Annotated in this window: 21 protein-coding genes and 5 pseudogenes; 9 read left to right on the plus strand and 17 right to left on the minus strand. The window is 65.8% G+C overall.

Going from position 1 to position 19,801, the window contains the following annotated elements:
- The first annotated feature begins 19 nt into the window (after window positions 1-19).
- Together OKW28_RS21085 and OKW28_RS21090 are read left to right on the plus strand one after the other, a co-directional pair.
- Window positions 20-1,231, plus strand: a complete 1,212-nt coding sequence (locus OKW28_RS21085; RefSeq protein ID WP_429448828.1) for an acyl-CoA dehydrogenase family protein — start codon at window positions 20-22, stop codon at window positions 1,229-1,231.
- A gap of 57 nt (window positions 1,232-1,288) precedes the next feature.
- Window positions 1,289-2,392, plus strand: coding sequence for an LLM class flavin-dependent oxidoreductase (locus tag OKW28_RS21090; RefSeq protein ID WP_429448540.1), 1,104 nt, complete (start codon window positions 1,289-1,291; stop codon window positions 2,390-2,392).
- Between the two features lie 86 nt (window positions 2,393-2,478).
- Here the strand turns inward: OKW28_RS21090 and OKW28_RS21095 are convergent, their stop codons facing one another.
- From OKW28_RS21095 to OKW28_RS21110, 4 genes are all read right to left on the minus strand, one after another.
- Window positions 2,479-3,516: an ABC transporter substrate-binding protein gene (locus OKW28_RS21095; protein WP_429448542.1), complete on the minus strand. Its 1,038-nt coding sequence runs from the start codon at window positions 3,514-3,516 to the stop codon at window positions 2,479-2,481.
- 65 nt (window positions 3,517-3,581) lie between these two features.
- Complete coding sequence (locus OKW28_RS21100; protein WP_429448544.1) at window positions 3,582-4,373, minus strand: ABC transporter ATP-binding protein; 792 nt, start codon at window positions 4,371-4,373, stop codon at window positions 3,582-3,584.
- Window positions 4,367-5,455, minus strand: a complete 1,089-nt coding sequence (locus tag OKW28_RS21105; RefSeq protein ID WP_429448546.1) for an ABC transporter permease — start codon at window positions 5,453-5,455, stop codon at window positions 4,367-4,369. Before OKW28_RS21105 ends, OKW28_RS21100 begins: the two co-directional genes overlap by 7 nt.
- The gene (locus OKW28_RS21110; protein ID WP_429448547.1) at window positions 5,442-6,434 is read right to left on the minus strand and encodes an ABC transporter substrate-binding protein; all 993 of its coding nucleotides are present in this window, start codon (window positions 6,432-6,434) and stop codon (window positions 5,442-5,444) included. Before OKW28_RS21110 ends, OKW28_RS21105 begins: the two co-directional genes overlap by 14 nt.
- A 162-nt stretch (window positions 6,435-6,596) precedes the next feature.
- On the opposite strand from OKW28_RS21110, the gene OKW28_RS21115 reads away from it, so the two are divergent.
- Window positions 6,597-7,100: a flavin reductase family protein gene (locus tag OKW28_RS21115; RefSeq protein ID WP_429448549.1), complete on the plus strand. Its 504-nt coding sequence runs from the start codon at window positions 6,597-6,599 to the stop codon at window positions 7,098-7,100.
- Between the two features lie 20 nt (window positions 7,101-7,120).
- Here the strand turns inward: OKW28_RS21115 and OKW28_RS21120 are convergent, their stop codons facing one another.
- Entirely contained in the window at window positions 7,121-7,522 is a 402-nt protein-coding gene (locus OKW28_RS21120) for a hypothetical protein (protein ID WP_429448551.1), read from the minus strand.
- A gap of 177 nt (window positions 7,523-7,699) precedes the next feature.
- Between OKW28_RS21120 and OKW28_RS21125 the strand changes: the two genes are divergently transcribed.
- Entirely contained in the window at window positions 7,700-8,206 is a 507-nt protein-coding gene (locus tag OKW28_RS21125) for a PRC-barrel domain-containing protein (protein ID WP_429448553.1), read from the plus strand.
- Window positions 8,207-8,286: 80 nt separating this feature from the next.
- Here OKW28_RS21125 and OKW28_RS21130 read toward each other — a convergent pair whose 3' ends face one another.
- The gene (locus OKW28_RS21130; RefSeq protein ID WP_429448555.1) at window positions 8,287-8,526 is read right to left on the minus strand and encodes a hypothetical protein; all 240 of its coding nucleotides are present in this window, start codon (window positions 8,524-8,526) and stop codon (window positions 8,287-8,289) included.
- 349 nt (window positions 8,527-8,875) lie between these two features.
- On the opposite strand from OKW28_RS21130, the gene phaZ reads away from it, so the two are divergent.
- On the plus strand, window positions 8,876-10,174 hold the full coding sequence (gene phaZ, locus OKW28_RS21135; RefSeq protein WP_429448557.1) for a polyhydroxyalkanoate depolymerase: 1,299 nt from the start codon (window positions 8,876-8,878) through the stop codon (window positions 10,172-10,174).
- A gap of 67 nt (window positions 10,175-10,241) precedes the next feature.
- On the opposite strand, the gene OKW28_RS21140 is transcribed toward phaZ, so the two are convergent.
- The 3 genes from OKW28_RS21140 to OKW28_RS21150 form a co-directional block, all read right to left on the minus strand.
- Window positions 10,242-10,556, minus strand: coding sequence for a hypothetical protein (locus tag OKW28_RS21140; RefSeq protein ID WP_429448559.1), 315 nt, complete (start codon window positions 10,554-10,556; stop codon window positions 10,242-10,244).
- Window positions 10,557-10,693: 137 nt separating this feature from the next.
- Window positions 10,694-11,440, minus strand: coding sequence for an acetoacetyl-CoA reductase (gene phbB / locus OKW28_RS21145; protein WP_429448561.1), 747 nt, complete (start codon window positions 11,438-11,440; stop codon window positions 10,694-10,696).
- A gap of 64 nt (window positions 11,441-11,504) precedes the next feature.
- A complete protein-coding gene (locus OKW28_RS21150; RefSeq protein ID WP_429448563.1) occupies window positions 11,505-11,852 on the minus strand; it encodes a polyketide synthase in 348 nt (115 codons plus the stop codon).
- A gap of 203 nt (window positions 11,853-12,055) precedes the next feature.
- Between OKW28_RS21150 and OKW28_RS21155 the strand changes: the two are divergent.
- Window positions 12,056-12,890 (plus strand): annotated as a pseudogene (locus tag OKW28_RS21155) (universal stress protein).
- A 23-nt stretch (window positions 12,891-12,913) separates the two neighbouring features.
- Complete coding sequence (locus OKW28_RS21160; protein WP_429448565.1) at window positions 12,914-13,417, plus strand: universal stress protein; 504 nt, start codon at window positions 12,914-12,916, stop codon at window positions 13,415-13,417.
- Between the two features lie 68 nt (window positions 13,418-13,485).
- Here the strand turns inward: OKW28_RS21160 and OKW28_RS21165 are convergent, their stop codons facing one another.
- The 3 genes from OKW28_RS21165 to OKW28_RS21175 all read right to left on the minus strand — a co-directional run bounded on the left by OKW28_RS21165 (window position 13,486) and on the right by OKW28_RS21175 (window position 14,571).
- The gene (locus tag OKW28_RS21165; protein ID WP_429448567.1) at window positions 13,486-13,947 is read right to left on the minus strand and encodes a universal stress protein; all 462 of its coding nucleotides are present in this window, start codon (window positions 13,945-13,947) and stop codon (window positions 13,486-13,488) included.
- 100 nt (window positions 13,948-14,047) lie between these two features.
- A complete protein-coding gene (locus OKW28_RS21170) occupies window positions 14,048-14,329 on the minus strand; it encodes a PIN domain-containing protein (protein WP_429448569.1) in 282 nt (93 codons plus the stop codon).
- The gene (locus tag OKW28_RS21175) at window positions 14,326-14,571 is read right to left on the minus strand and encodes an AbrB/MazE/SpoVT family DNA-binding domain-containing protein (protein WP_429448571.1); all 246 of its coding nucleotides are present in this window, start codon (window positions 14,569-14,571) and stop codon (window positions 14,326-14,328) included. The genes OKW28_RS21170 and OKW28_RS21175 overlap by 4 nt, the downstream gene beginning before the upstream one ends.
- A 599-nt stretch (window positions 14,572-15,170) precedes the next feature.
- Here OKW28_RS21175 and OKW28_RS21180 point away from each other — a divergent pair.
- Window positions 15,171-16,030: pseudogene (locus tag OKW28_RS21180) on the plus strand (sensor histidine kinase); the annotation flags it as partial.
- Window positions 16,031-16,063: 33 nt separating this feature from the next.
- Here OKW28_RS21180 and OKW28_RS21185 read toward each other — a convergent pair.
- The 3 genes from OKW28_RS21185 to OKW28_RS21195 form a co-directional block, all read right to left on the minus strand.
- Window positions 16,064-16,534, minus strand: a complete 471-nt coding sequence (locus OKW28_RS21185) for a universal stress protein (RefSeq protein WP_429448573.1) — start codon at window positions 16,532-16,534, stop codon at window positions 16,064-16,066.
- Window positions 16,535-16,584: 50 nt separating this feature from the next.
- Window positions 16,585-17,586, minus strand: coding sequence for a universal stress protein (locus OKW28_RS21190; RefSeq protein WP_429448575.1), 1,002 nt, complete (start codon window positions 17,584-17,586; stop codon window positions 16,585-16,587).
- Window positions 17,587-17,744: 158 nt separating this feature from the next.
- Entirely contained in the window at window positions 17,745-18,734 is a 990-nt protein-coding gene (locus tag OKW28_RS21195; RefSeq protein WP_429448829.1) for a zinc-dependent alcohol dehydrogenase family protein, read from the minus strand.
- 334 nt (window positions 18,735-19,068) lie between these two features.
- Here OKW28_RS21195 and OKW28_RS21200 point away from each other — a divergent pair.
- A pseudogene (locus OKW28_RS21200) lies at window positions 19,069-19,218 on the plus strand (DUF3564 family protein); the annotation flags it as partial.
- Here OKW28_RS21200 and OKW28_RS21205 read toward each other — a convergent pair.
- Window positions 19,216-19,530: pseudogene (locus tag OKW28_RS21205) on the minus strand (sigma-70 family RNA polymerase sigma factor); the annotation flags it as partial. The pseudogenes OKW28_RS21200 and OKW28_RS21205 sit on opposite strands and share 3 nt — an antisense overlap.
- Before the next feature lie 10 nt (window positions 19,531-19,540).
- Window positions 19,541-19,735 (minus strand): annotated as a pseudogene (locus tag OKW28_RS21210) (DUF4142 domain-containing protein); the annotation flags it as partial.
- Between the last annotated feature and the right edge of the window lie 66 nt (window positions 19,736-19,801).

Raw genomic sequence — 19,801 nt, forward strand, 5'->3', positions numbered from 1 at the left:
CGCAACCCATCCCCTCACGATGACGAGCCGTCCCCCTGATAGCGCGCTTGCCGAAGCCGAGCGCGACGCCGCCGCGCTCGATGCGCTCACCGATCTCGACAGTCCGCAGGCCGGCGCGTGGCTCGACGCGCTGACCCGCGAGTTCGCGGCTGGTGCGGCCGCGCTCGACGCGGGCCCGCTGTTCCCGCACGACAACCTCGCGCGCCTGCGTCGCGCGGGGCTGCTGTCGCTGACCGTGCCGCGCGCGCTCGGCGGACGCGAGGCCACGCTCGCGCAAACGCTGCGCGTGGTCGGCGCGGTCGCGCGCGGGGAGCCGTCGACGGCGTTGATCCTCGTCATGCAATGCCTGTATCACCTGCGTCTACAAGCCAATCCGAACTGGCCTGCCGCGCTGAAGGAGCGCATCGCGCGCGATGCCGTCGAGCGTGGCGCGCTGATCAACTCGCTGCGAGTCGAGCCCGAGCTCGGTTCGCCGTCGCGCGGCGGCCTGCCCGCGACGATCGGACGGCGCGAAGACAATCACTGGCTGCTGAACGGCAGCAAGCTCTATTCGACCGGCAGCCCGGGCCTCACATGGTTTGCGGTTTGGGGCCGCACGGACGAGGCGTCGCCGCGCGTCGGTACATGGCTCGTGCATCGCGACACGCCGGGTATCCGCTTCGGCGAGCCCTGGAATCATCTGGGCATGCGCGCGACCGGCAGCCACGAGGTGATCTTCGACAACGTGCGCGTGCCGCTCGACCACGCGGTCGATTTACAACCGCCGCAGCAGGCCGCCGGCATGGACCCGCTAACCGGCGTCTGGATGAACGTGCTGCTGCCGTCGATCTACGACGGCGTCGCGCGGGCCGCGCGCAACTGGTTCGTGCAATGGGCCGCGCAGCGCGCGCCCTCCGGGCTCAACGCGCCGCTGTCGAGCCTCGAGCGGTTTCAGCAGACGGCGGGCCGCATCGACGCGCTGTTGTTCAACAATCGCGCGCTGCTCGATGCGGGCGCGGCCGGTCTCGTCGATGCGGCGCAAGCGCCGGCGATCAAGTATCTGGTCAGCCAGCACGCGATCGAAGCCGTGCAGCTCGCGCTCGAAGCGAGCGGCAATCCGGGGCTGAGCCGCAACAACCCGCTGGAGCGCCACTATCGCGACGTGCTGTGTGCGCGCATTCATACGCCGCAGAACGATACGGTGCTCGGCAATCTCGGGCGCTCCGCCTTTGCGGGTGTTCCCTCTTCTTAGACTCGGCCGTGCGCGAAGCGCGCGTCGTCTTGTCCATTTCATTAGGAGAATCCACGGATGAGCATCGAATTCATCGGCTACGTGAGCCATCAGGAATCTAGCGAAATCCACTTGCCGAAAGGCCCGGCCGTCAATCCGGCCTATATCGCCGCGCTCGCGCAGGCACACGAATATGGCGGTTTCGATCGCGTGCTGATCGCGCATTCGAGCGCATCGCCCGATGGCTTCCAGATCGCGTCGTTCGTCGCGCAACAGACGAAACGCCTCGGCATCCTGCTCGCGCATCGGCCTGGCTTCGTTGCACCGACGCTGGCCGCGCGGCAGTTCGCGACGCTCGATCACTTCAGCGCGGGGCGAGCGGCAGTGCACATCATCTCGGGCGGCGACGACGTCGAGCAGCAGCGCGACGGTGACTACCTGTCGCACGACGAACGCTACCGACGCACCAATGAATACCTCGACGTCGTCAAACGTTCATGGACGAGCGACGCGCCGTTCGATCACGCGGGCGCGTTCTACCGCGTGAGCGGCCACAAGTCGCAGATCCGGCCGCTGCAACAACCTCATTTGCCCGTGTACTTCGGCGGTTCGTCCGATGCGGCGATCGACGTGGCGGGCAAGCATGCGGATGTCTACGCTCTGTGGGGCGAATCGCTCGCGGCCGTCGAGGAGACCATCGCGAAGGTGCGTCAAGCAGCCGCACGTCATGGACGCGACGAGCACATTCGCTTCAGCCTGTCGCTGCGCCCCATCATCGCCACGACCGAAGACGCCGCGTGGAGCCGTGCCGAATCCATACTCGCGCGCGCGAAAGACGTGGTCGCCGCGTCGCCGAATTTCACGCGGCGGCCGAAGGAGCCGAAGAATGTCGGCTCGCAGCGGCTCCTGGCCGAGGCAAACAAGGGCAATGTCGTCGATCAACGTCTTTGGACCGGCATCACGGCACTCACGCGCGCGGCGGGCAATTCGACGTCGCTCGTGGGCACGCCTCAACAGGTGTGCGACGCGCTGCTCGAATATCACAAGCTCGGCGTATCGACGTTCCTGATCCGCGGCTTCGACCCACTCGAAGACGCGCTCGCTTATGGCCGCGATCTGCTCCCGCTCGTACGCGGCGCTGTCGCGCAACGACAAGGCGCAGCCGAAGCGATTCCGGCGTAAGCGCTACCCGATTCGTAATACGGCGACGAAAGAGCGCGGCGCGTGAGAAGCTCACTCGCCGCGCAATCATTTGAACCAAAACTCTGTCAAGCCAGCACGTCGGAAAACACGCGAGTTGCGAAGCGTTCCGAACTCGTTCCGGCATTGAGCACACCGACCGATTTCAGATCGTCCGCATAAAGCGCGATTTCCCTTCTGAACGCATCGCCAACCGGATGGTGACGATCGGTGTGGCTCTTCAGCATCCCGGTCAGTTGCGCGGCGTTCGCACCCGGCGCATTCGGCGCGAAGATCGCCGCCGCCTCGGCCGGATGGTTCGCGGTCCATTCGGTCGCTTCGAGCAGCGCCTGCGTGAGTGCCTGCGCGGTCGCGCGGTCCTTGCGGATCAGCGACCCGCGCAAGCCCAGCACGCAGCACACGCGGTTCGCGTACTCGCCGCACAGGTTGTTCGATACCTCCTGCAGATGATCGGTCTCGCGCAGCGTCCAGATGGTTGGATCGCCATCGGCGATCGCCTGCACCTCACCCTTCTTGAGCGCCTCGCCGAGCAGCGGCGCCGGATACTGGCGCCAGCGCACGTCGTTGTCGGGATCGATGCCGAGCTTCTTCAGCGTGATCGCGAAGAAATTCCTGGCCGGGCTCGCCATATCGCTGACGCCGACCGTGCGCCCCTTGAGCCCCTGCAGATCGACGATGCCCGACGCGCGCGTGGCGAGCAGCCGCATGCAGCCGCCGTGGATGCCCGCCGTCAGCTTCACGTCGAAGCCCTGTTCGAGCGGCTTGATCCAGCGCAGCGCCATGCCGACGCCGGCGTCGGACTTGCCCGTCGCGATCGCTTCGAGCAACTGGTCGGTCGAGCCCGCGAAGTTGACGAGTTCCACTTGCAGCCCATGCTTGCGGAAAATGCCCTGCTGCGCGGCGACCGGCACCGGCGCCGTGCAGATCGCGCCCGCATTCCACGACAGTTTGAGCGGCTTCAACGCTTCGTCGGCCGATGCCCGTACGCCCGGCAGCCCGAGTGCTGCACCGCCTAACGCGGCCGCGCCCGCGGCCCGTGCCGCACGGCCGAGCCATGCGCGGCGCGCGAGGTTCGTCGGCGCGCGGTCGTCGTCGAAATGGTTCATTGCTGTGCTTTCCCAGCGGTGTGATGTGGTGATGAATGAGCGGCTCGGAGATACCGGCGCGCGTGTCAGGTGTCGAGGCCCAGTTGCGCCAGCACCTGGCGGCGCAGCGCGACGAGCGCGGGATCGTCGCGATGCCGCGGATACGGCGCGTCGTTGCGCACCTGCGCGACGATGCGCGCAGGTCGCTCGCTGAGCACGATCACGCGATTCGCGACATACAGCGCTTCCTCGACATCGTGCGTGACGAGCAGCACCGAAAACCCCTGCGCCTGCCACAGCTGCACGAGTTCGCCCTGCATGCGCATGCGCGTCAGCGAATCGAGCTTGCCAAACGGTTCGTCGAGCACCAGCAGTTGCGGATCGTTGACGAGCGCGCGAGCCAGCGCCGCGCGCTGCGCCATCCCGCCCGACAGCTGATGCGGAAACGCGTTCGCGAATGCGGACAGGCCGACCAGGTCGAGCGCGGCATCGATGCGTCCAGCGGCATCGCGCTTCGTGCGACGCGCCTCGGGGCCGAGCCCGACGTTGTCGCGTACGGTCCGCCATGGGAACAGCGTCGGGTCCTGGAACACGACCACGCGCGAGGGGTCCGGTCCGCTGACGCGCTCGCCGTCGGCGTGGATCGCACCCTGCGCCGGCGCTTCCAAGCCGGCCACGAGACGCAGCAACGTCGATTTGCCGCAGCCGCTCGGTCCTAGCAGCGCAACGAATTCGCCGGGCTCGATCGACAGACTGACGTCGTCGAGAACTGGCAACGCGGCGCCACGCAGCGCGAAGCGATGACTGACGTTGCGCAAGTCGATGCGTGCGCCTTGCCGCGTATTGGCGGCGAAGCGCGCTTCGGTAACGGCTACCATTTCAGCATTCCTTTCTGCCAGACCAGCAGACGGTCGCGCACGCGAAACAGCAACGTGATGAGCCCGGAGCACATCAGCGCCATCACGAGCAGTGCGGCATACATGTTCGGATAGGCCGCCCACCCCTGCGCCCATTGCAGGTACCAGCCGAGCCCCGCCTTGACGCCCATCATCTCGGCGACGATCAACACCGCGAACGACGCGCCGAGCCCCATGAACAGGCCCACGAACACGGACGGCAACGCGGCGGGAATCGCGACGCGCAGGATCAGGAACGAAGGCCGCGCGCCAAGTGTGCGGGCCACGTCGTAGTAAGCGGAATTGACGCTCGCGACGCCCGACCATGTCAGCACGGCAACCGGAAACGCCGTGGCGAGCGCGATCAGGAACACGCTCGCGCTGAAGCTCGACGGAAAGAAGAAAAACGCGAGTGGCAGCCACGCGGTGGCGGGCAGCGGCCCGATCAGCCGCAGCACCGGATGCACCCAGTAACCGACCGCCTTCGACCAGCCGATCGCGACACCGATCACGAAGCCAGTCAACGCACCGGTGACATAGCCATAAGCAAGCAGCACGACCGAATGCGCGACGCTCGCGGCAAGCCGCGGCAGATCGTCGGCGTAGACGGCGAGCAGGGCTTGCGGCGGCGCGAAGAATGGCCGCGGCAGCCATTCGAGCTGGGCGGTGGCGATTTCCCATCCGGTGATGCCGAGCGACAGCGCGAGCAGCCACGGCGTCGCATCGAGCCATGCGTCGAGACGCGTGCTTGCCGCGGTAGCCGGGCGGAAATTCGACGCGGCGCCAACGCGCCACCCGGCCGCGCCGATTGCCAGCGACGCCGCCGCGAGCACCAGCTTCAGAATCAGCAGTTCGCGCGTGTACGGCCAATCGTCGAGCGCGGGCCACCATTGCGTGAGCGCCGCCCCAGCCAGCCAGCCAAGCGCGGCCAGCACCGCGACGACACGCTTGCCTCGTTCGCGGGCGGCGGGTGCGGCGGCGTCGGGAAAGCCGGCGTGTTCGACAGCGTGAGATTGAGTCGACCGCGCGTCGCGCTCCGTCAAGGTCAGATCATGCGTTGGCAAGATGAGTCTCCGAAATCGCGCGCACGTCGATGCGGCCTGGCAGGATCGCGTCGCGCTGCGCGCGGTCCGCGACTTTTTGCAGCGCGTCGATGTCGCTGTCATTGACGAAATGCTGCTTCAGCGACGCGCGTTTCGTGATTTTCCGCGCGGCGTCGAACGGCGAGCGCGTGAGCGTCGCATAGATTTGCGCGTAGGCCTCGGGGTTGGCGATCGCCCAGTCGCCCGCGCGTTGATAGCGCAGCAGCAGGTCCGCGATCGCGGCGCGCTTGCGCGGGTCCGCGAGAGCCCCGCCCGATGCCGTGATGAAGCCGAGTCCGCTGTTGATGCCGGTGCCGTCGCGCAGCACGCGGCCGCCGCGCTGCACGGCGATGCCGTAGTACGGATCGAACGTCGCCCAAACCTCGATCGAGCCCGATGCGAAGGCGGCGAACGCATCGACGGGCAGTATGAAGCGCACCGATACGTCGTCTTTCGACAAGCCCGCCTCGGCCAGCGCGCCATACAGCTGGAACTGCGAAATGCTGCCGCGCGCCGACGATACGAACACTGTCTTGCCCCTTAGATCGGAGACCGAACCGATCGTGGAGTGCGGCGCGACCAGAATGCCGAGTTGCGCGCCCGATCCCACTCGCGTCGCGACGATTTTCAGCGATGGGTCGCCGACGGCCGCCGCGAGTACCGGCAAGTCGCCCGCCGGCGCGAGATCGACCGAACCGGCGCGTTGCGCTTCGAACAACGGTGCCGCGCCCTGGAAGTTGGCCCAGCGCCACGCGTACGGCGTGCCGTCGAGCACTTTTGCGGCTTCGACGAGGGCGCGCGTGCCACCGGCCTGATCGCCGAGCACGAGGGTGACGTTTTCCGTGGCGCGGGCATCGCTCGTGCTGGCGAATGCGGATACCGCGGCGATTGGCGTCGCGGCCAGCGCACGCACAAGCGAGCGCCGCCGTGTCGAAATGGGCGTTGAAGCAGATGCGGTCATAGGTCCTCGCTGTCGATGTGCAACACAGCGTAGCGACGAACAACCGCGCTGAGAATCATTCTATCTCGATATGTTTATATCGATTCAATATTTATGTTTTGCATCTTCCGGAGCAGCCGCACAGGCATGCAACACGCGACGAAATTTTATCGAGGAGGCCCTATGAGCAATTGGATCGCGCAGCTTTTCCGGCATTTGACTGCGGGTGTGTATGTGATCGGCGTCGCGGACGGCGAGCGCCGCAATGCGTTCACCGCAAGTTCGGTGATGCAGGTTTCGTTTGCACCATTGCTGATCGCGCTCGGCATCAGTCCCGAGCATGAGTCGTACGAACTCCTGCGCAGCGGCGCGGTGTTCGCGATCAGCGTGTTGCGCGCGGATCAACAGAAGCTCGCCGAGCACTTCGGCACGCAGTCGGGCCGAGCCGTCGACAAGCTCGCGGTGGCTCGCTGGCGTACCGGCGTGACCGGCGCGCCGCTGTTGCTCGATGCGCTCGCGCATTTCGACTGCCGGGTGACCGGCGACATCGAGGCGGGAGATCATCGGCTGATAGTTGGGCGCGTCGTCGATGGCGCGCTCGCCGGCGCGGACGGCGACCCGCTGATCTACGCGCAGACTGGCAATCTCGACATGAGCGAGGATCTTTATCCGGAGACGTTTTCGTAGTTGGCTGGCGTGCTGGCTGCTCAATGCCCGTGCCCGCCATGTCCTCCGTGCCAGTGGCCGTAATAGCCGCCATGGCCATGGCCACCGCCCCAGTAGCCTCCGATCACCACTGACGGTCCCCACCATCCGTAGTAGCCCGGCCATGAATAGCCATAGGGATAGCCGTAATAGCCCGGATAACCGTAATACCCGGGATAGCCGTAATAAGCAGGCGCAGGTACCGCGACGTACGTGCAATTCTGTCCCGACAACGGCAAGTCGTTTGGCGTCGCATTCGCGGCCGCCGTACCGCTCGCCGGCACAGGCGCGTTGCCAGACGATGCTTCCGCGGGGCCAGTGGCAGTGGCGCTGGTGCAGGCGTAATAGCCACCGGCCCCCGGATAGTACGAATAAGGACCGTAATAGACGCAGCCAGACAACACACATACGCCCGCCACACCAGTGCATAGACCAACGATTCCACAACGCATGATCGCTCCCCCTATCCGGGCGCAGCGCAGCCGTCTCGACACGGCGTGTTTTTATTCTAGTCTTCGAATCCGGTATCGGGTACGCGTCTTGCGGACGACAGGTATTCCGTGGAAATCAGGAGTTTCGACATGAACCCGCTCGATCCCCTCGACCCGAACGCCTCCGCGACTCCCGCACAGCCCAGCACCGGCGCACGTATCGCCGGCGGCGGCGTCGGCGACGGTCCCGGACCCGAGGTCATGGCCGCCGCGACGCTCGGCGGCAACAAGGTGATCTCTTCCGATGGCCAGGACCTCGGCAAAATCTCCGACATCATGCTCGACGTGCGCAGCGGCCGCATCGCGTATGCGGTGCTGACGGAGGGCGCTTTTCTCGGCATCGGCGGGACCTTGCACGCGATCCCGTGGCGTTCGCTGACGCTCGACACGGACCGCAAGTGCTTCCAGCTGGACGCCACGGCCGAGCAGGTGAAAAGCTCGCCGGGCTTCGACAAGGACCATTGGCCGGCGATGGCCGATCGCGCATGGGGGACGTCGGTCCATCAGTTCTATCGTCGCGAACCGTACTGGGAAGCGACGCGCAGTGTCGTCGAAAGCGATCCCGCGACACGCGTCGATCCGACGAACGGAATCTGAAGACACTCATCGCGACGCTCGAGCACCGCTACCTCGCACGCGTTGCCTGTTACGGCGAGCACGCGAGGCGCGGTGCGCTGTTACACCCCGATGGTCCGCGTCGTCTTCAGCGCGATCCACGTCATGCCTTCGCGCAAGCCTTCGAGTACCGCTTCTCTTTCCACGGCGAACACCTGCGACTGATGGAAGGTGCGTTCGAAGTCACCCTCGGGCGACACATGTTTGACATGGATCGTCGACTGAAACCCGCCTTCCTGCGTCTTCTGCGTCTCGACGCTCACGGACCAGGTTCCTGCCTGCGCGTTTGCTGATATGGTCATTGGATGCTCCTCGGGGTTGTCGCGAGCGACTGCCATCGTCAGCGTAATGACCCGCCACGCCTCTCTCGTTGATCCACGTCAACCGTCAACACGAACCATGAGTCACGCTCGACGTCGTTCGCTTTCCCCGATACTTTCAGCTCCGTTTCAGACGCACGCCATCGAGTGAAAACCCTACCGGGAAAACGCGCAATGCCTCTTGCACGCGGCGTGCTTGGCGCGCCGCGCGCACCGATTTCGCGCCCCTCGCCCCGACGTTTCGCGGTAAGCTTTGCGACGGTATCCGCGTCACGAGTTCGTGCCGGTGCGGCAACGCTGCCCTCATGATCGACGAACGTCGGAGTTCATCATGTGGTACGCCTTCATCGATGCACAGCAACGCCTCGCGCGCGCGATGGTCGGGGGAGTTCTGTCCGAACCGGAGTCGGGGCCGCGCCCGCAGGCGGGCTGGCTCGGTCCGGAACAGGCGGCCGACGCGCTCAGCAACTGGCTGCTGAGATGCGCCTGCGCTTTCGAACGAACGCCGACATTCGCGATCCACTCCGTTGCCGCCAACGATAGCCGCGTTACCGTCGACGAAAGCGTCGTCGCCTCCTTGCCGCTCGGCGCGCTGCTCAGGTTCAAGCGCAACCCCTCTACGCCCCCTAGCGACGCAAAACTGCCGGTGCTGTTGTGCGCGCCCCTCGCCGGACATCACTCAGTCATGCTGCGCGAGACCGTCGAAACGCTGCTCGAGGAACGTGACGTGTTCGTGACCGATTGGGCCGACGCGCGCGACGTGCCGCGCGAAGCGGGCCCGCTATCGCTCGACGACTACGTGCAGGCGCTCGAAAGCTTCGTCGGCGCCGCCCGCGCGTTCGGTTCGCCGGTTCATGTGATCGCGATCTGTCAGGCGAGCGTGCCTGCGCTCGGCGCCGCGGCGCTGCTCGCCATGGACGAGGCGGCGCCCATCGCGAGCCTCTCGCTACTCGGCGGTCCGATCGATACCCGTTTGAACCCGACCGTCACCGACCGCTTCGCCAGTTCCCATTCGCTCGAGTGGTTTCACGACCATGCGATCGATATCGTTCCACCGCCCTATTGCGGTGCGGGGCGTCTCGTGTATCCGGGCTTCATCCAGCAGACCGCGATTTTTGCCGCGCATCCGGAGCGGCAGTTGCGACTCGAAGCGGATTACTGGTCCCGATGGCTCGCCGGCGACATGCCCGGTGCGCAGCAGGCGCTTCGTTCGGCAAACGAATATGCCGCGGTGCTCGACATGGCGGAGTGCTACTTCCTCGACATGCTTCGTGTGGTGTTTCACGAACATCAGTTGCCGCGCGATCTGTGGTCGGTCGCCGGGCGCCGGGTACGAATCGCCGCGCTGCGCGATACCCCGCTGTGCACGATCGAGGGTGACAGCGACGAGATCACGGGCGCGGGGCAAACGCATTGCGCGCATGCGCTGTGCGATGCATCGCCGATGCGATCCGCGCGGCAGCTCACCATCGAGCAGTGCAATCACTACGACCTGTTCATCGGGCCGCGTTGGCGCGATGGGGTTCATCCGGGGCTCTGCGAATTCTGGCGCGATGTCGAGCACGCCGCGTTGAAGGTTTGCCGGCCGCGCCGCGCAGCCAGGGGTTCGGCAAACCGCAGATCGGCGTGAGGTGCCGGGAAAACGTCTGCAGTGCGCATCTGGCGATCGTCGAGCGTCACGTCACGACGCAAGTTCGTCAGTTCCCACGCTCGGTGTCGATCGCTTTTTCGAGGATCATCTCCGCCACATCGAACGCGCGACGGATCGCCGCTTTGGCGTCGTCGTCAGCGCAGTGCGCGACGGGCTTGAGTTCGTGCGCGGGCGTGACCAGATCCAGCCGCACGTCATACATCGGATGCGCCGATCCCGGACGCAACGCCTCGATGGCGAGATGGCAGTGCGACACGAGCGCGCCAAACCGCGCGAGACGCACCAGTTGCGCACCTGCTTCCGCTTCGAGCGGAGCGGCACCCGCAAAGCCAAGGTAGACGATCTGCATGTCGATGCCCATCTTCGCCTCCCCTTGCGAGTGTCGATCGAACCTGTTCCGCGCAGACTCAGGGTCCAGGCGCTTGCTATGGGGCTTATCTTGTTCTTGCCAGAAAGGCGGTCATTGACGTGGGTCAAGCGCGGTGAAGGCGAGCACCCTCACTGCATATGCATACCCCCGTTAATCGCAATGTCCGCACCGGTGATAAAAGCCGCCTCCTCTGAGCATAGAAACGCGATCAACGCCGCCACCTCGTCCGGACGTCCCAGCCGGCCAACCGGAATCTGCGGCAGGATCTTCGTGTCGAGGATCTCGCGCGGCACCGCTTCGACCATCGCGGTCGCGAGATAACCAGGCGACACCGTGTTCACCGTGACGCCGTGCTTCGCGGTTTCGAGCGCAAGTGCCTTCGTGAAGCCGTGCACGCCCGCTTTGGCCGCTGAATAATTGGTTTGCCCGTAGGCGCCGCGCGAACCGTTGACCGACCCCACGTTGACGATGCGGCCGTGGCGCCGCTCGAGCATGCCGGGCAACAGCGGCTTGCTCATGTTGAACAGGCCATCGAGATCGGTGCGCAGCACGGCGTCCCAGTGCTCCTTGCTCATCTTCGCGAAGCTCGTGTCGTGCGTGATGCCCGCGTTGTTGATCAGCACGTCTACCGCGCCCAGTTCGGTCAGCACGAGTTGCGCGCAGCGCGCGCATGAATCGAAGTCGGCGATGTCGGCTTCGTACGCGTGAAACCCGCGCCCCGTGTCGCGCTCGTGCTGCAGCCATGTCGACACGTGATCGTTGTGCGTCGAGTGCGTCACCGCGACCGTCATGCCCGCGTCATGAAGCGCCCGGCTGACCGCCGTGCCCAAACCGCCCATCCCGCCTGTGACCAATGCCACGCGATCCGTTCCCATCTGAACTCCTCCTTGCCGTGTCTGCCATTGACGGTGCGCGCGCCGGCCTTGCCGGCTCGCGCGGCTAAACGACGCCCGCGAACGGCAGCGCGTTCTGCGAGCTCCACCACCATGCGCTCAGGCCGCCCGCGAGCGGCGCGACGCCTGGCGCGATGCCGTACACCGCCTGCCACCACGCATACCAGGCGGCGCAAGCGCGGTTGGCCTCGCCGAACCAGTCCGCCTCGCGCTGCGCGACGAAAGCGATCGACTTGCTCCAGTCGGCGACGCACCGCTCGGCGTACTCGTGTGCCGCGCCCTGTGCGGTCTGATACGCCGCCGCGTAGTCGAGCCAGCCTTCGGGCGGTCCGGATGCCGTCGAGGTCCATGGTGAAGCGGGGCGCCCGAGCGGCGCATCGGATTCGGAAACCATGATCGCTGCCCTCCAGAGCAAAGCATAGGATTGCCAGGCGCAGTTGCAAACCGTCGAGTGCGCCTGCCACTGTATCGAGCGCGCGGCGGCCCGCGCTTGATCTGCATCAACAGCCGCGGCCGCCGGGCCCTTAGACTCCATTCGACGACGGGCTCGAGCCTGCTTGCGCCCGTTTCCCCACGTTCTGTCACGGAGCTTTGGCGATGCGCTACAAAAGCATTCTCGTTCACCTCGATACGAGCGTTCGCGCACATCCGCGTCTCGAAATCGCATTGCAGCTCGCACACCGCTTTCATGCGACGCTGACCGGCCTGTTTTCGACTTACGTGCCGCCGCAGCACGCGTTCTTCGTGATGGGCGGCACCGCCGACTACTACGCGGAGTACGAGCGCCTGCGGCACGAGCGTGCCAGCGCGCTCGAGCGGCTGTTTCGTGCGGAACTCGCGCGCGCGAACGTCGAAGGTCATTGGATCGCCGCGAACGGCTACGCGAACGACGTCGTGCCGCCCTATGCGCATCTCGCCGATCTGATCGTCCTCGGGCAGACCGACCGATCCCGAGGCGTTCGTCGCCGAACAGTTCGTCGAGCACGTCGTGCTGTCGGCCGGGCGGCCGGTGCTGCTGGTGCCGTCGGGCGGCACCTTCGCGGCGCCCGGCCGCCACGTGCTGATCGCGTGGGACGGCAGCCGCGAAGCCACCCGCGCGATCCACGACGCGCTGCCGTTCCTCGCGCACGCGTCCAAAGTGACGCTGCTGACGGTTCATTCGTCGGGTGATCGTCCGCCGCGCGACACGGTTCCGGGCGACGACATCGCACTCACCGTCGCGCGTCACGGCGTCAAAATCGACGTGCGCGAACTGAGCGTCGCGGACGGCACGCCGGTCGGCGACGCGCTGCTGTCGCAGGCGGCCGACCTCGGCTGCGACATGATCGTGATGGGCGCTTACGCGCATTCGCGTCTGCACGAAGTCGTACTGGGCGGCGCGACGCGCACGATGCTCGAGTCGATGACCGTGCCGGTGCTGTTGTCGCACTGAAGTGCGCGCTTAAGGAGTCCGCCATGTTTCACCGCCTGCTCGACGCGCTCGACGGCAGCGACACCGCCTCCCGTGCGTTCGACGCCGCGCTGACCCTTGCCGCCGAATCGGGCGCCGAGCTGCAGCCGCTGTACGTGATCGACGTGCCCGTCATCGCCTACGACGCGCCAGGCTTCGACCCTTGCGTGATCCAGGACGCCTTCATCGAGGAAGGCAAGCGGATCGCGGCCGATGCCCAGAGCCGGATGACCGCGCGCGGGATCAAGGGCACGGCCCGCACCGTCGAAGCCGCGATCACCGGCGAAGACGTCGCGCATCGCATCGTCGAGGCGGCGCTCGAATGGCACGCCGACGCGATCGTGATGGGCACGCACGGCCGCCATGGTGTTCAACGACTGATGCTCGGCAGCGTCGCCGAGCGCGTGCTGCGCAGCGCCAGCTGCCCGGTGCCGATGATTCCCGCGCACGCGAACGGCGCGACGCGCGACCAGTCAGTCCCGGCCTGCGCCGAAAACGAACTCACCTGAGCCGCGAAAACCAGGCTGCTGCGCGGCCGCTCCGACGCGATCGCGCCACGGCTGCGCGACGCGGCGCTTCAGGGCCGCGCGTGCCCGTGTTCCTCATGCCGCACGATCAGCACCGGCTTGTCGGTCGCACGCACGAGCGACTCCGCGACGCTGCCGAGCAGAAAGCGCTGCACGCCGTGGCGACCGTGCGTGCCCATCACGATCAGGTCGGCTTCGATTTCGTCGGCGACGCGCGCGAGCACCGCGGACACGCTTTCGGCGTACGCGTCGATCACCCGCACGCCGCCGGGCACCTGTGCCTCGCGCATCAGCTCGCGCGGCGCATCGAGCGCGCGGCTGGCGAATTCTTGCGCCGCGGCCGCCGGTTCCGGCTCGAAAGCCACATCGGCATTGTCCGACCACTTGCCGTGCCCTACCACGCAGCAGGCTTCGAGTGTGGCGCCCGTCAGCTTCGCGAGCTTCAGCGCCTCGGCAAAGGCGCGCTGCGCGCTGGGACTGTCGTCGAGCGCAACCAGAATTCGTGCATACATGTTGGACTCCCTGTGAAAGCGCTGCCATGAACCGAAGCGGTGCCGTCGCGTGTCTGCACCGACAGTGTGAAGCGCGCGCCGTCGCGCGGCTTGACGCAGGTCAATGGGTCGCCGCTCGGGGTCGCCGCTTGCGAGCGGCGACAACTCCTTCAACGACCAGTTCCTTGCTGCCGATCATCGAGTCGATGATGTCCTTCATCTGCTCGCGCTCGACGCCATAGCAGCGCGCGAGCACCCGCACGACCTCGACCAGGGCGATCTGCGAAACGTACCCCGGCCGTCCGGCCGACAGGGACTCCATCAGCGCCGTCGCCTTCTTCGATCGCACGGCGTCGTTCTGGGCGAAGTGGCGGACCAGAACGTTCGTATCCAGTCCGATCATCGCGCCAATGCCCCCTGCTCGGCGATGGCCCGGTTCATGTCCTCGATCGACACCTGTTTGGCGGGCTTCTTCACGATGCCCTCGAGCGACGCAAGCGAGCGCGTGGCCGGACAGATCTCATAGCGGCCCGTCGCCTCGTTGAAGCTGAATTCGATCCGGTCTCCCGCCTCCAGGCCAAGCTTGTTGCGCACGTCCACCGGGATCGTGACCTGGCCCTTCGAAGTGATAGTTGCTGCTGCCATAGTGGCACCTCCGATGCTCCTAGCATTAAGGTAAGGAGAAGAAAAAGGCAAGGACGAAATGGCCGCACGCCGATGAGGTTTTTAACAGCAGACAGGCTAGAAACGCCGAGCAGCCTCGGAAGGCAGCGTCCGGACGTTATCGTCTATCGTGCCAGCACGGTCTACGATGAGCAGGAGTGGGAAATATCGATAATTTGCATCGTAGGCACGTCTTCCCCGGCAGTAACAAGCCTCAGACACTTACCATTCTTCGAATAAATGAAAATACATAATGGCCGGTCTATCGCACAGCTTTCCACTTCTTTAATACCACTTCGTATTAGTATATTTTTCGACGCCGATATGTTCGCCGGTCACTTTTGATTGAACAGGATGCCAACCTTTGTGGATTAAAAGCTTCCTGGCGCGCAAAAAATTCATGGCGACTATCCTGCGGAAACCATTCGCCGGTTTCGACGTTCAGCGCCATTGCGGACGGCATGGGCGGGAAGTTTGAGTATATTGCATAGGTGATACGGCAAAGCAGGCACTCTTCCTTGCCCCCGGGTTTCATCCTGTTTCTGTTGTTCCATTTGACCTCTTCTGATTTTCCAGAAAACACCGGCAAGCCCGCCCGCGAACTGGAAGTCGCCGCAGCCGTGGGCCGCGCCGAGGACGAGGGCTGGCGCGTACGTCGCGACGGCTCGCGTTTCTGGGCCAACGTGATCGTTTCCGCCGTGCACGACGCGTCGGGCGCGCTGCTCGGCTTCGCCAAGATCACGCGCGACCTGACCGAGCGCATGCGCCTCGCGGAACTCGAACGCGCGAATCAGGTATCCACCCACGTGCAAATCGCCCGCGAAAACGAGCAGAAACGTATGGCGCGCGAACTGCACGACGATCTCGGCCAACGGCTGACCGCGCTAAAATGAGCGTCGCGCTGCTCGAAGCGAAGCTGAAAAGCCAGGCCGACACCGAGCCGTTGGCCGCGCAGACGCACGAACTGCAAAAGCAGATCGACCGGATGGCCGCTTCGCTGCGGCGTATCGCCGCCGATCTGCGGCCCCCGCTGCTCGACGACCTCGGACTCGCCGCCGCGCCCGACTGGCTGGCCGAAGACTTCACGAAACGCTACAACGTGCGCTCGAGCGTGCATCTCGAACCGGCCGAGCCGGTTTGCGGCGAATTCGCGGCGACGGCGCTGTTTCGCATCGTTCAGGAGGCGTTGACGAACGTCGCGCGGCACGCCCAGGCCAGCCGCGTACGCATCGACATGACCTGCGCGGGCCCCATCGTATCGCTCGATATCGAGGATGACGGCGTGGGTGTCGCGCTGGATCGGTCGCGGGGAACAGATTCATTCGGTTTGCTCGGCATTCGCGAACGCGTGCGGCAGTTGCGCGGCAACGTGTCGTTCACCAGCTCGCCGGGCCATGGCTTCAGGATCTCGATCCAGATACCGGCCGACGCGCTCGCGTAATGTTCACGCGCTGCAGCGCCCCGCTGTCGCGGGTTACTCTGCAGGCGCATCCCCGGTGCTTTGCTCGCGCATGAGCAGCACCGGACAGGTCGAGAAACGCAGCACCCGCTCCGCCACGCTGCCGATCACGAGGCGCCGCACGCCGCGTCGCCCATGCGTGCCCAGCACAAGCAGATCGGCGTGGATCTGCTCGCCGTGGCGCAGCACGATCGCGGCGACGTCGTCGGACAGGCTCTCCGACTCGATCATTTCAGGGCGGCAAGGCACATCGGCGGCGGCGCAGGCCTGTTCGGCCTCCTCCAGCACCGATTGGCCGTCCTGGCGCAACGCGTCGACGAGCGTGAGCGGGTCGTAATAGCCGGCATAGGAAAAGAGCGGCGTCTTGTCGACCACATAAACCGGATGCACGACGCCCTTCGTCAACGCGGCGAGATTCACCGCTTCTTTCAGCGCGCGTTTCGAGAAAGTACTGCCGTCTAGCGCGACGAGGATATGTTGGTACATGCCGATTCTCCACTGAGGTTGGATTTGTCAACGCGCGTGGCGCGCTCCTGCTACAGATAAAAGGGCCCGCCCGCACTGCCCAGATACGGCTCCCGCCACTCGCCGTGCAGCACGTCGTCCGCCCGCAATGACGACGCGCCGCGCGGACACACGAGCACGGGACACGCCGCGTCGCGCAGCGTGCGCGACGTCACGTGCCCCGGCAACGGGTGCGGCGCGCCGCGCATGCCGTGCGAACCCATCACGATCAGGTCCGCGTGCCAGCGTTGCGCTTCGTCGAGAATCGCGGTCGACGCATCGCCGGAATCATCGTCGAACTCGAGCAACGCGGTTTCGGCCGCGCGCCGGCTTTGTTCGAGCATCGCCGCGCCGCGCCGCAAGACATCGATTCGATGCTGCGACACGACTTCGAACGGCAGCCATTCGCACCACGCGAACCGGTCGTCGGCCGCGTAGACGACCTTGATGCGCGCGTCGGGCGGCGCTACCGCGAGCGCGGTGCGCAGCGCGTCGAGCGCGGTGTCGCTGCCATCGATCGCGACCAGCACGCGGCTCACCGCCGAGGCATCGCTCGCGTCGGTCGACCTCGCCGATATGTACAGCACCGGACGCCCGATCGACGCGACCAGTTCCTCGGGATCGATACGGCTGTCCCAGCGATGTTCACGCGGATGCGCGGCCACCGCGACCAGATCCGCGTCCCATTGCGTCGCCGTGTGGGCGAGCGCTTCGGCCGCGCCCTGATGCAGCGCGGTGAGATCGACGATCTCGGCGTCGGTCGCCGCGACGACGCCGTGCAACGCGATCACCGCGTCGCGCAGCGCGGCCTGCGCGCCGTGCAGCATCGCGCGATGCGCCTCGCACCAGTCCGGATAGCTGAGCATCAGCGTCGGATAAAGCGCGGCAGGATTGCAAACGATATCGACGAGACGAAAGCGCGCATCCGCCGCGACCAACTGCCGGGCGACGCGCGTGCCGAGCGGCAGTCCGCTGCCGCCCGCGGACGCGATCATCACGCGGTGGAAGGTGTTGCGCTCGGCAGCAGTGTTCATCGGCTCTCCTCGGATCGTCGCACCGCAAGGCGGCGCGTCAACCGCGTCGCTTCACACCTCGGCCCGTGACGGGGACGCCAACGGTTCGCGCTTACATGATGAACGCCAACGCGGCACGCGGCTTGATCTGTATCAAGCGCCAACGGCTCGCTAGCGGATCACGGGCGGACCGCGAGCACGGCCGCGCCGGTCAGGTTGCCGTTGCGCAGATCGTCGAGCGCGCGGTTCGCGTCGCGCAACGCGTAAGTCGTCGTCTCGATCGCGAGCTGCATCTCGGCGGCGCTGCGCATGAACTGAAGCCCATCGTCGCGGGTCAGATTCGCGACCGACACCACCCGCCGCTCGCCCCACAGAAACGCGTACGGGAACGACGGAATGTCGCTCATATGGATGCCGCCGCACACCACCACGCCGCCTTTCGCGACCGCCTGCAACGCCAGCGGCACCAGTGCGCCGACCGGCGCGAACAGCAGCGCGGCGTCGAGTTCGCCGGGCGGTGCCTCGTCGCTGCCGCCGGCCCATGCCGCGCCGAGGCGCAGCGCGAGTTGCTGGGCCGCGTGGTCGCCGGGACGCGTGAACGCATAGACGGTGCGCTGCTGGTGACGCGCCACCTGCGCGACGAGATGCGCGGCCGCGCCGAAACCGTAGATGCCGATCCGTTCGGCGTCGCCCGCCATGCTCAACGTGCGATAGCCGATCAAACCCGCGCACAGCAGCGGCGCGGCCTCGATATCGCTGTAGTGCGGCGGCAGATGAAAGCAGTAGCGGCTATCGGCGACGGTGCGCTCGGCGTAGCCGCCGTCGATCGTGTAGCCGGTGAAGCCAGCGTCGTCGCAGAGATTTTCGCGGGCGGACAGACAGTAGCGGCAGTTGCCGCAGGTGCGCCCGACCCACGGCACGCCGACCCGCTCGCCCACCGTGAAACCGCTGACGCCCGCGCCCAATGCGGCCACCACGCCGACGATTTCGTGGCCGGGAATCACCGGCCACTTTGGATGCTCGAGCTCGCGATCGACCAGATGCAGGTCCGTGCGGCACACGCCGCACGCATGAACGTCGATCAGGATCTCGCCGGCACCGGGCCGCGGATCAGGCACTTCCCGCTCGGTCAGCGTCGCCGAGCTGCCGTCGAACACCATCGCTCGCATCGGGTTCTCCTTCAGATGCTTCGGCAGCGACAAGCTGCCGTCATCGCAGACAGCGAGGCGCGCGCCGTTCTCATCAGCGTAGGCGCGCCATTGTGTCGCGCGATCGGCCCGCGCGCCGTAGACCGTTTGATCGAAGTCAATAAGGGCGGTTTCGCCGCCCGTACACTGATCTTATTCCTGATACGGGAGTACGTGCCGTGATTGCGCGAATCCGAAACTGTCTGCTCGTGTGCTCGGCGTCCGCGCTGAGGGCCGGCGTTCCCTATGGCGAGCCCGAGCCGAGCGCGATGGCGCCGGCAATGCGAATCAGTCGTGTACATTGCGGAGACATGTCATGCGTTTGACTGTTCATCTCGACACGTTCGATCGTGTCAACCCGATGGCCTTCGCCATTCTCTGGCTCGACAAGGACACGCGGCAATGGTCGCGCGAAGGTCATTTCGGGCTCGAGTTGCCCGAATGGGGCGCGTTGCATATGGATTGCCCCGCCGAATTCGAACACGTCGCGCTCGGCGAGATCGAGTGCCTGAGCAAGCGACTCGCGCAACATGCTGCGCGCGCGAACATGCCGGCTCCGCACCGTCGCTTCGGGAATGTTCAGACACCGCGCGGTCTCCTCGACGCTCATTTCCTCGATCGAGCGCAGCACGAATACGACGCGAAACAGCTCGGGCAATTCATCGAGTTTGCGTTCGAGCAGCGCGCGCACTTGCGAACGCGCAAACGCCTGGTCGGGGGCATCGTCGTCGTGCGTGGTCATTGCATCGGCATGTTCGATGGATTCGGGCGCGTCGATCACGCTTTCATATCTGCTGCGCGAACGCCTTTACGTCCTTCGATTTCGTTTTGGTTTCCGCGAGCTTGCCCGCGTCGATATCGACCTGATTGGCCGTCACGACGATCGCGGCAATCTGCGGATCGCTCGGCCCGGAGCCTTGCGCATTAGACGCGATGCTCGCTAACGCGAGCGCCGCCGCCAGCACTGTGTGGATGAGTTTCACATGACATCGCCCATACTCCGTTGCGGATACGGGATTGGATGTCACGTCGGAGAAGCGCGTTCCCGA

It is taken from the genome of Paraburkholderia sp. 40 (assembly GCF_050434105.1).
In the GTDB taxonomy this organism is placed as follows: Bacteria; Pseudomonadota; Gammaproteobacteria; order Burkholderiales; family Burkholderiaceae; genus Paraburkholderia; species Paraburkholderia tuberum.

Coding starts and splice junctions, on each gene's coding strand:
- OKW28_RS21085 (WP_429448828.1), top strand. CDS start 20: ATGACGAGCCGTCCCCCTGATAGCGCGCTTGCCGAAGCCGAGCGCGAC.
- OKW28_RS21090 (WP_429448540.1), top strand. CDS start 1,289: ATGAGCATCGAATTCATCGGCTACGTGAGCCATCAGGAATCTAGCGAA.
- OKW28_RS21095 (WP_429448542.1), bottom strand. CDS start 3,516: ATGAACCATTTCGACGACGACCGCGCGCCGACGAACCTCGCGCGCCGC.
- OKW28_RS21100 (WP_429448544.1), bottom strand. CDS start 4,373: ATGGTAGCCGTTACCGAAGCGCGCTTCGCCGCCAATACGCGGCAAGGC.
- OKW28_RS21110 (WP_429448547.1), bottom strand. CDS start 6,434: ATGACCGCATCTGCTTCAACGCCCATTTCGACACGGCGGCGCTCGCTT.
- OKW28_RS21115 (WP_429448549.1), top strand. CDS start 6,597: ATGAGCAATTGGATCGCGCAGCTTTTCCGGCATTTGACTGCGGGTGTG.
- OKW28_RS21125 (WP_429448553.1), top strand. CDS start 7,700: ATGAACCCGCTCGATCCCCTCGACCCGAACGCCTCCGCGACTCCCGCA.
- OKW28_RS21130 (WP_429448555.1), bottom strand. CDS start 8,526: ATGACCATATCAGCAAACGCGCAGGCAGGAACCTGGTCCGTGAGCGTC.
- phaZ (WP_429448557.1), top strand. CDS start 8,876: ATGTGGTACGCCTTCATCGATGCACAGCAACGCCTCGCGCGCGCGATG.
- OKW28_RS21140 (WP_429448559.1), bottom strand. CDS start 10,556: ATGGGCATCGACATGCAGATCGTCTACCTTGGCTTTGCGGGTGCCGCT.
- phbB (WP_429448561.1), bottom strand. CDS start 11,440: ATGGGAACGGATCGCGTGGCATTGGTCACAGGCGGGATGGGCGGTTTG.
- OKW28_RS21150 (WP_429448563.1), bottom strand. CDS start 11,852: ATGGTTTCCGAATCCGATGCGCCGCTCGGGCGCCCCGCTTCACCATGG.
- OKW28_RS21160 (WP_429448565.1), top strand. CDS start 12,914: ATGTTTCACCGCCTGCTCGACGCGCTCGACGGCAGCGACACCGCCTCC.
- OKW28_RS21165 (WP_429448567.1), bottom strand. CDS start 13,947: ATGTATGCACGAATTCTGGTTGCGCTCGACGACAGTCCCAGCGCGCAG.
- OKW28_RS21170 (WP_429448569.1), bottom strand. CDS start 14,329: ATGATCGGACTGGATACGAACGTTCTGGTCCGCCACTTCGCCCAGAAC.
- OKW28_RS21175 (WP_429448571.1), bottom strand. CDS start 14,571: ATGGCAGCAGCAACTATCACTTCGAAGGGCCAGGTCACGATCCCGGTG.
- OKW28_RS21185 (WP_429448573.1), bottom strand. CDS start 16,534: ATGTACCAACATATCCTCGTCGCGCTAGACGGCAGTACTTTCTCGAAA.
- OKW28_RS21190 (WP_429448575.1), bottom strand. CDS start 17,586: ATGAACACTGCTGCCGAGCGCAACACCTTCCACCGCGTGATGATCGCG.
- OKW28_RS21195 (WP_429448829.1), bottom strand. CDS start 18,734: ATGCGAGCGATGGTGTTCGACGGCAGCTCGGCGACGCTGACCGAGCGG.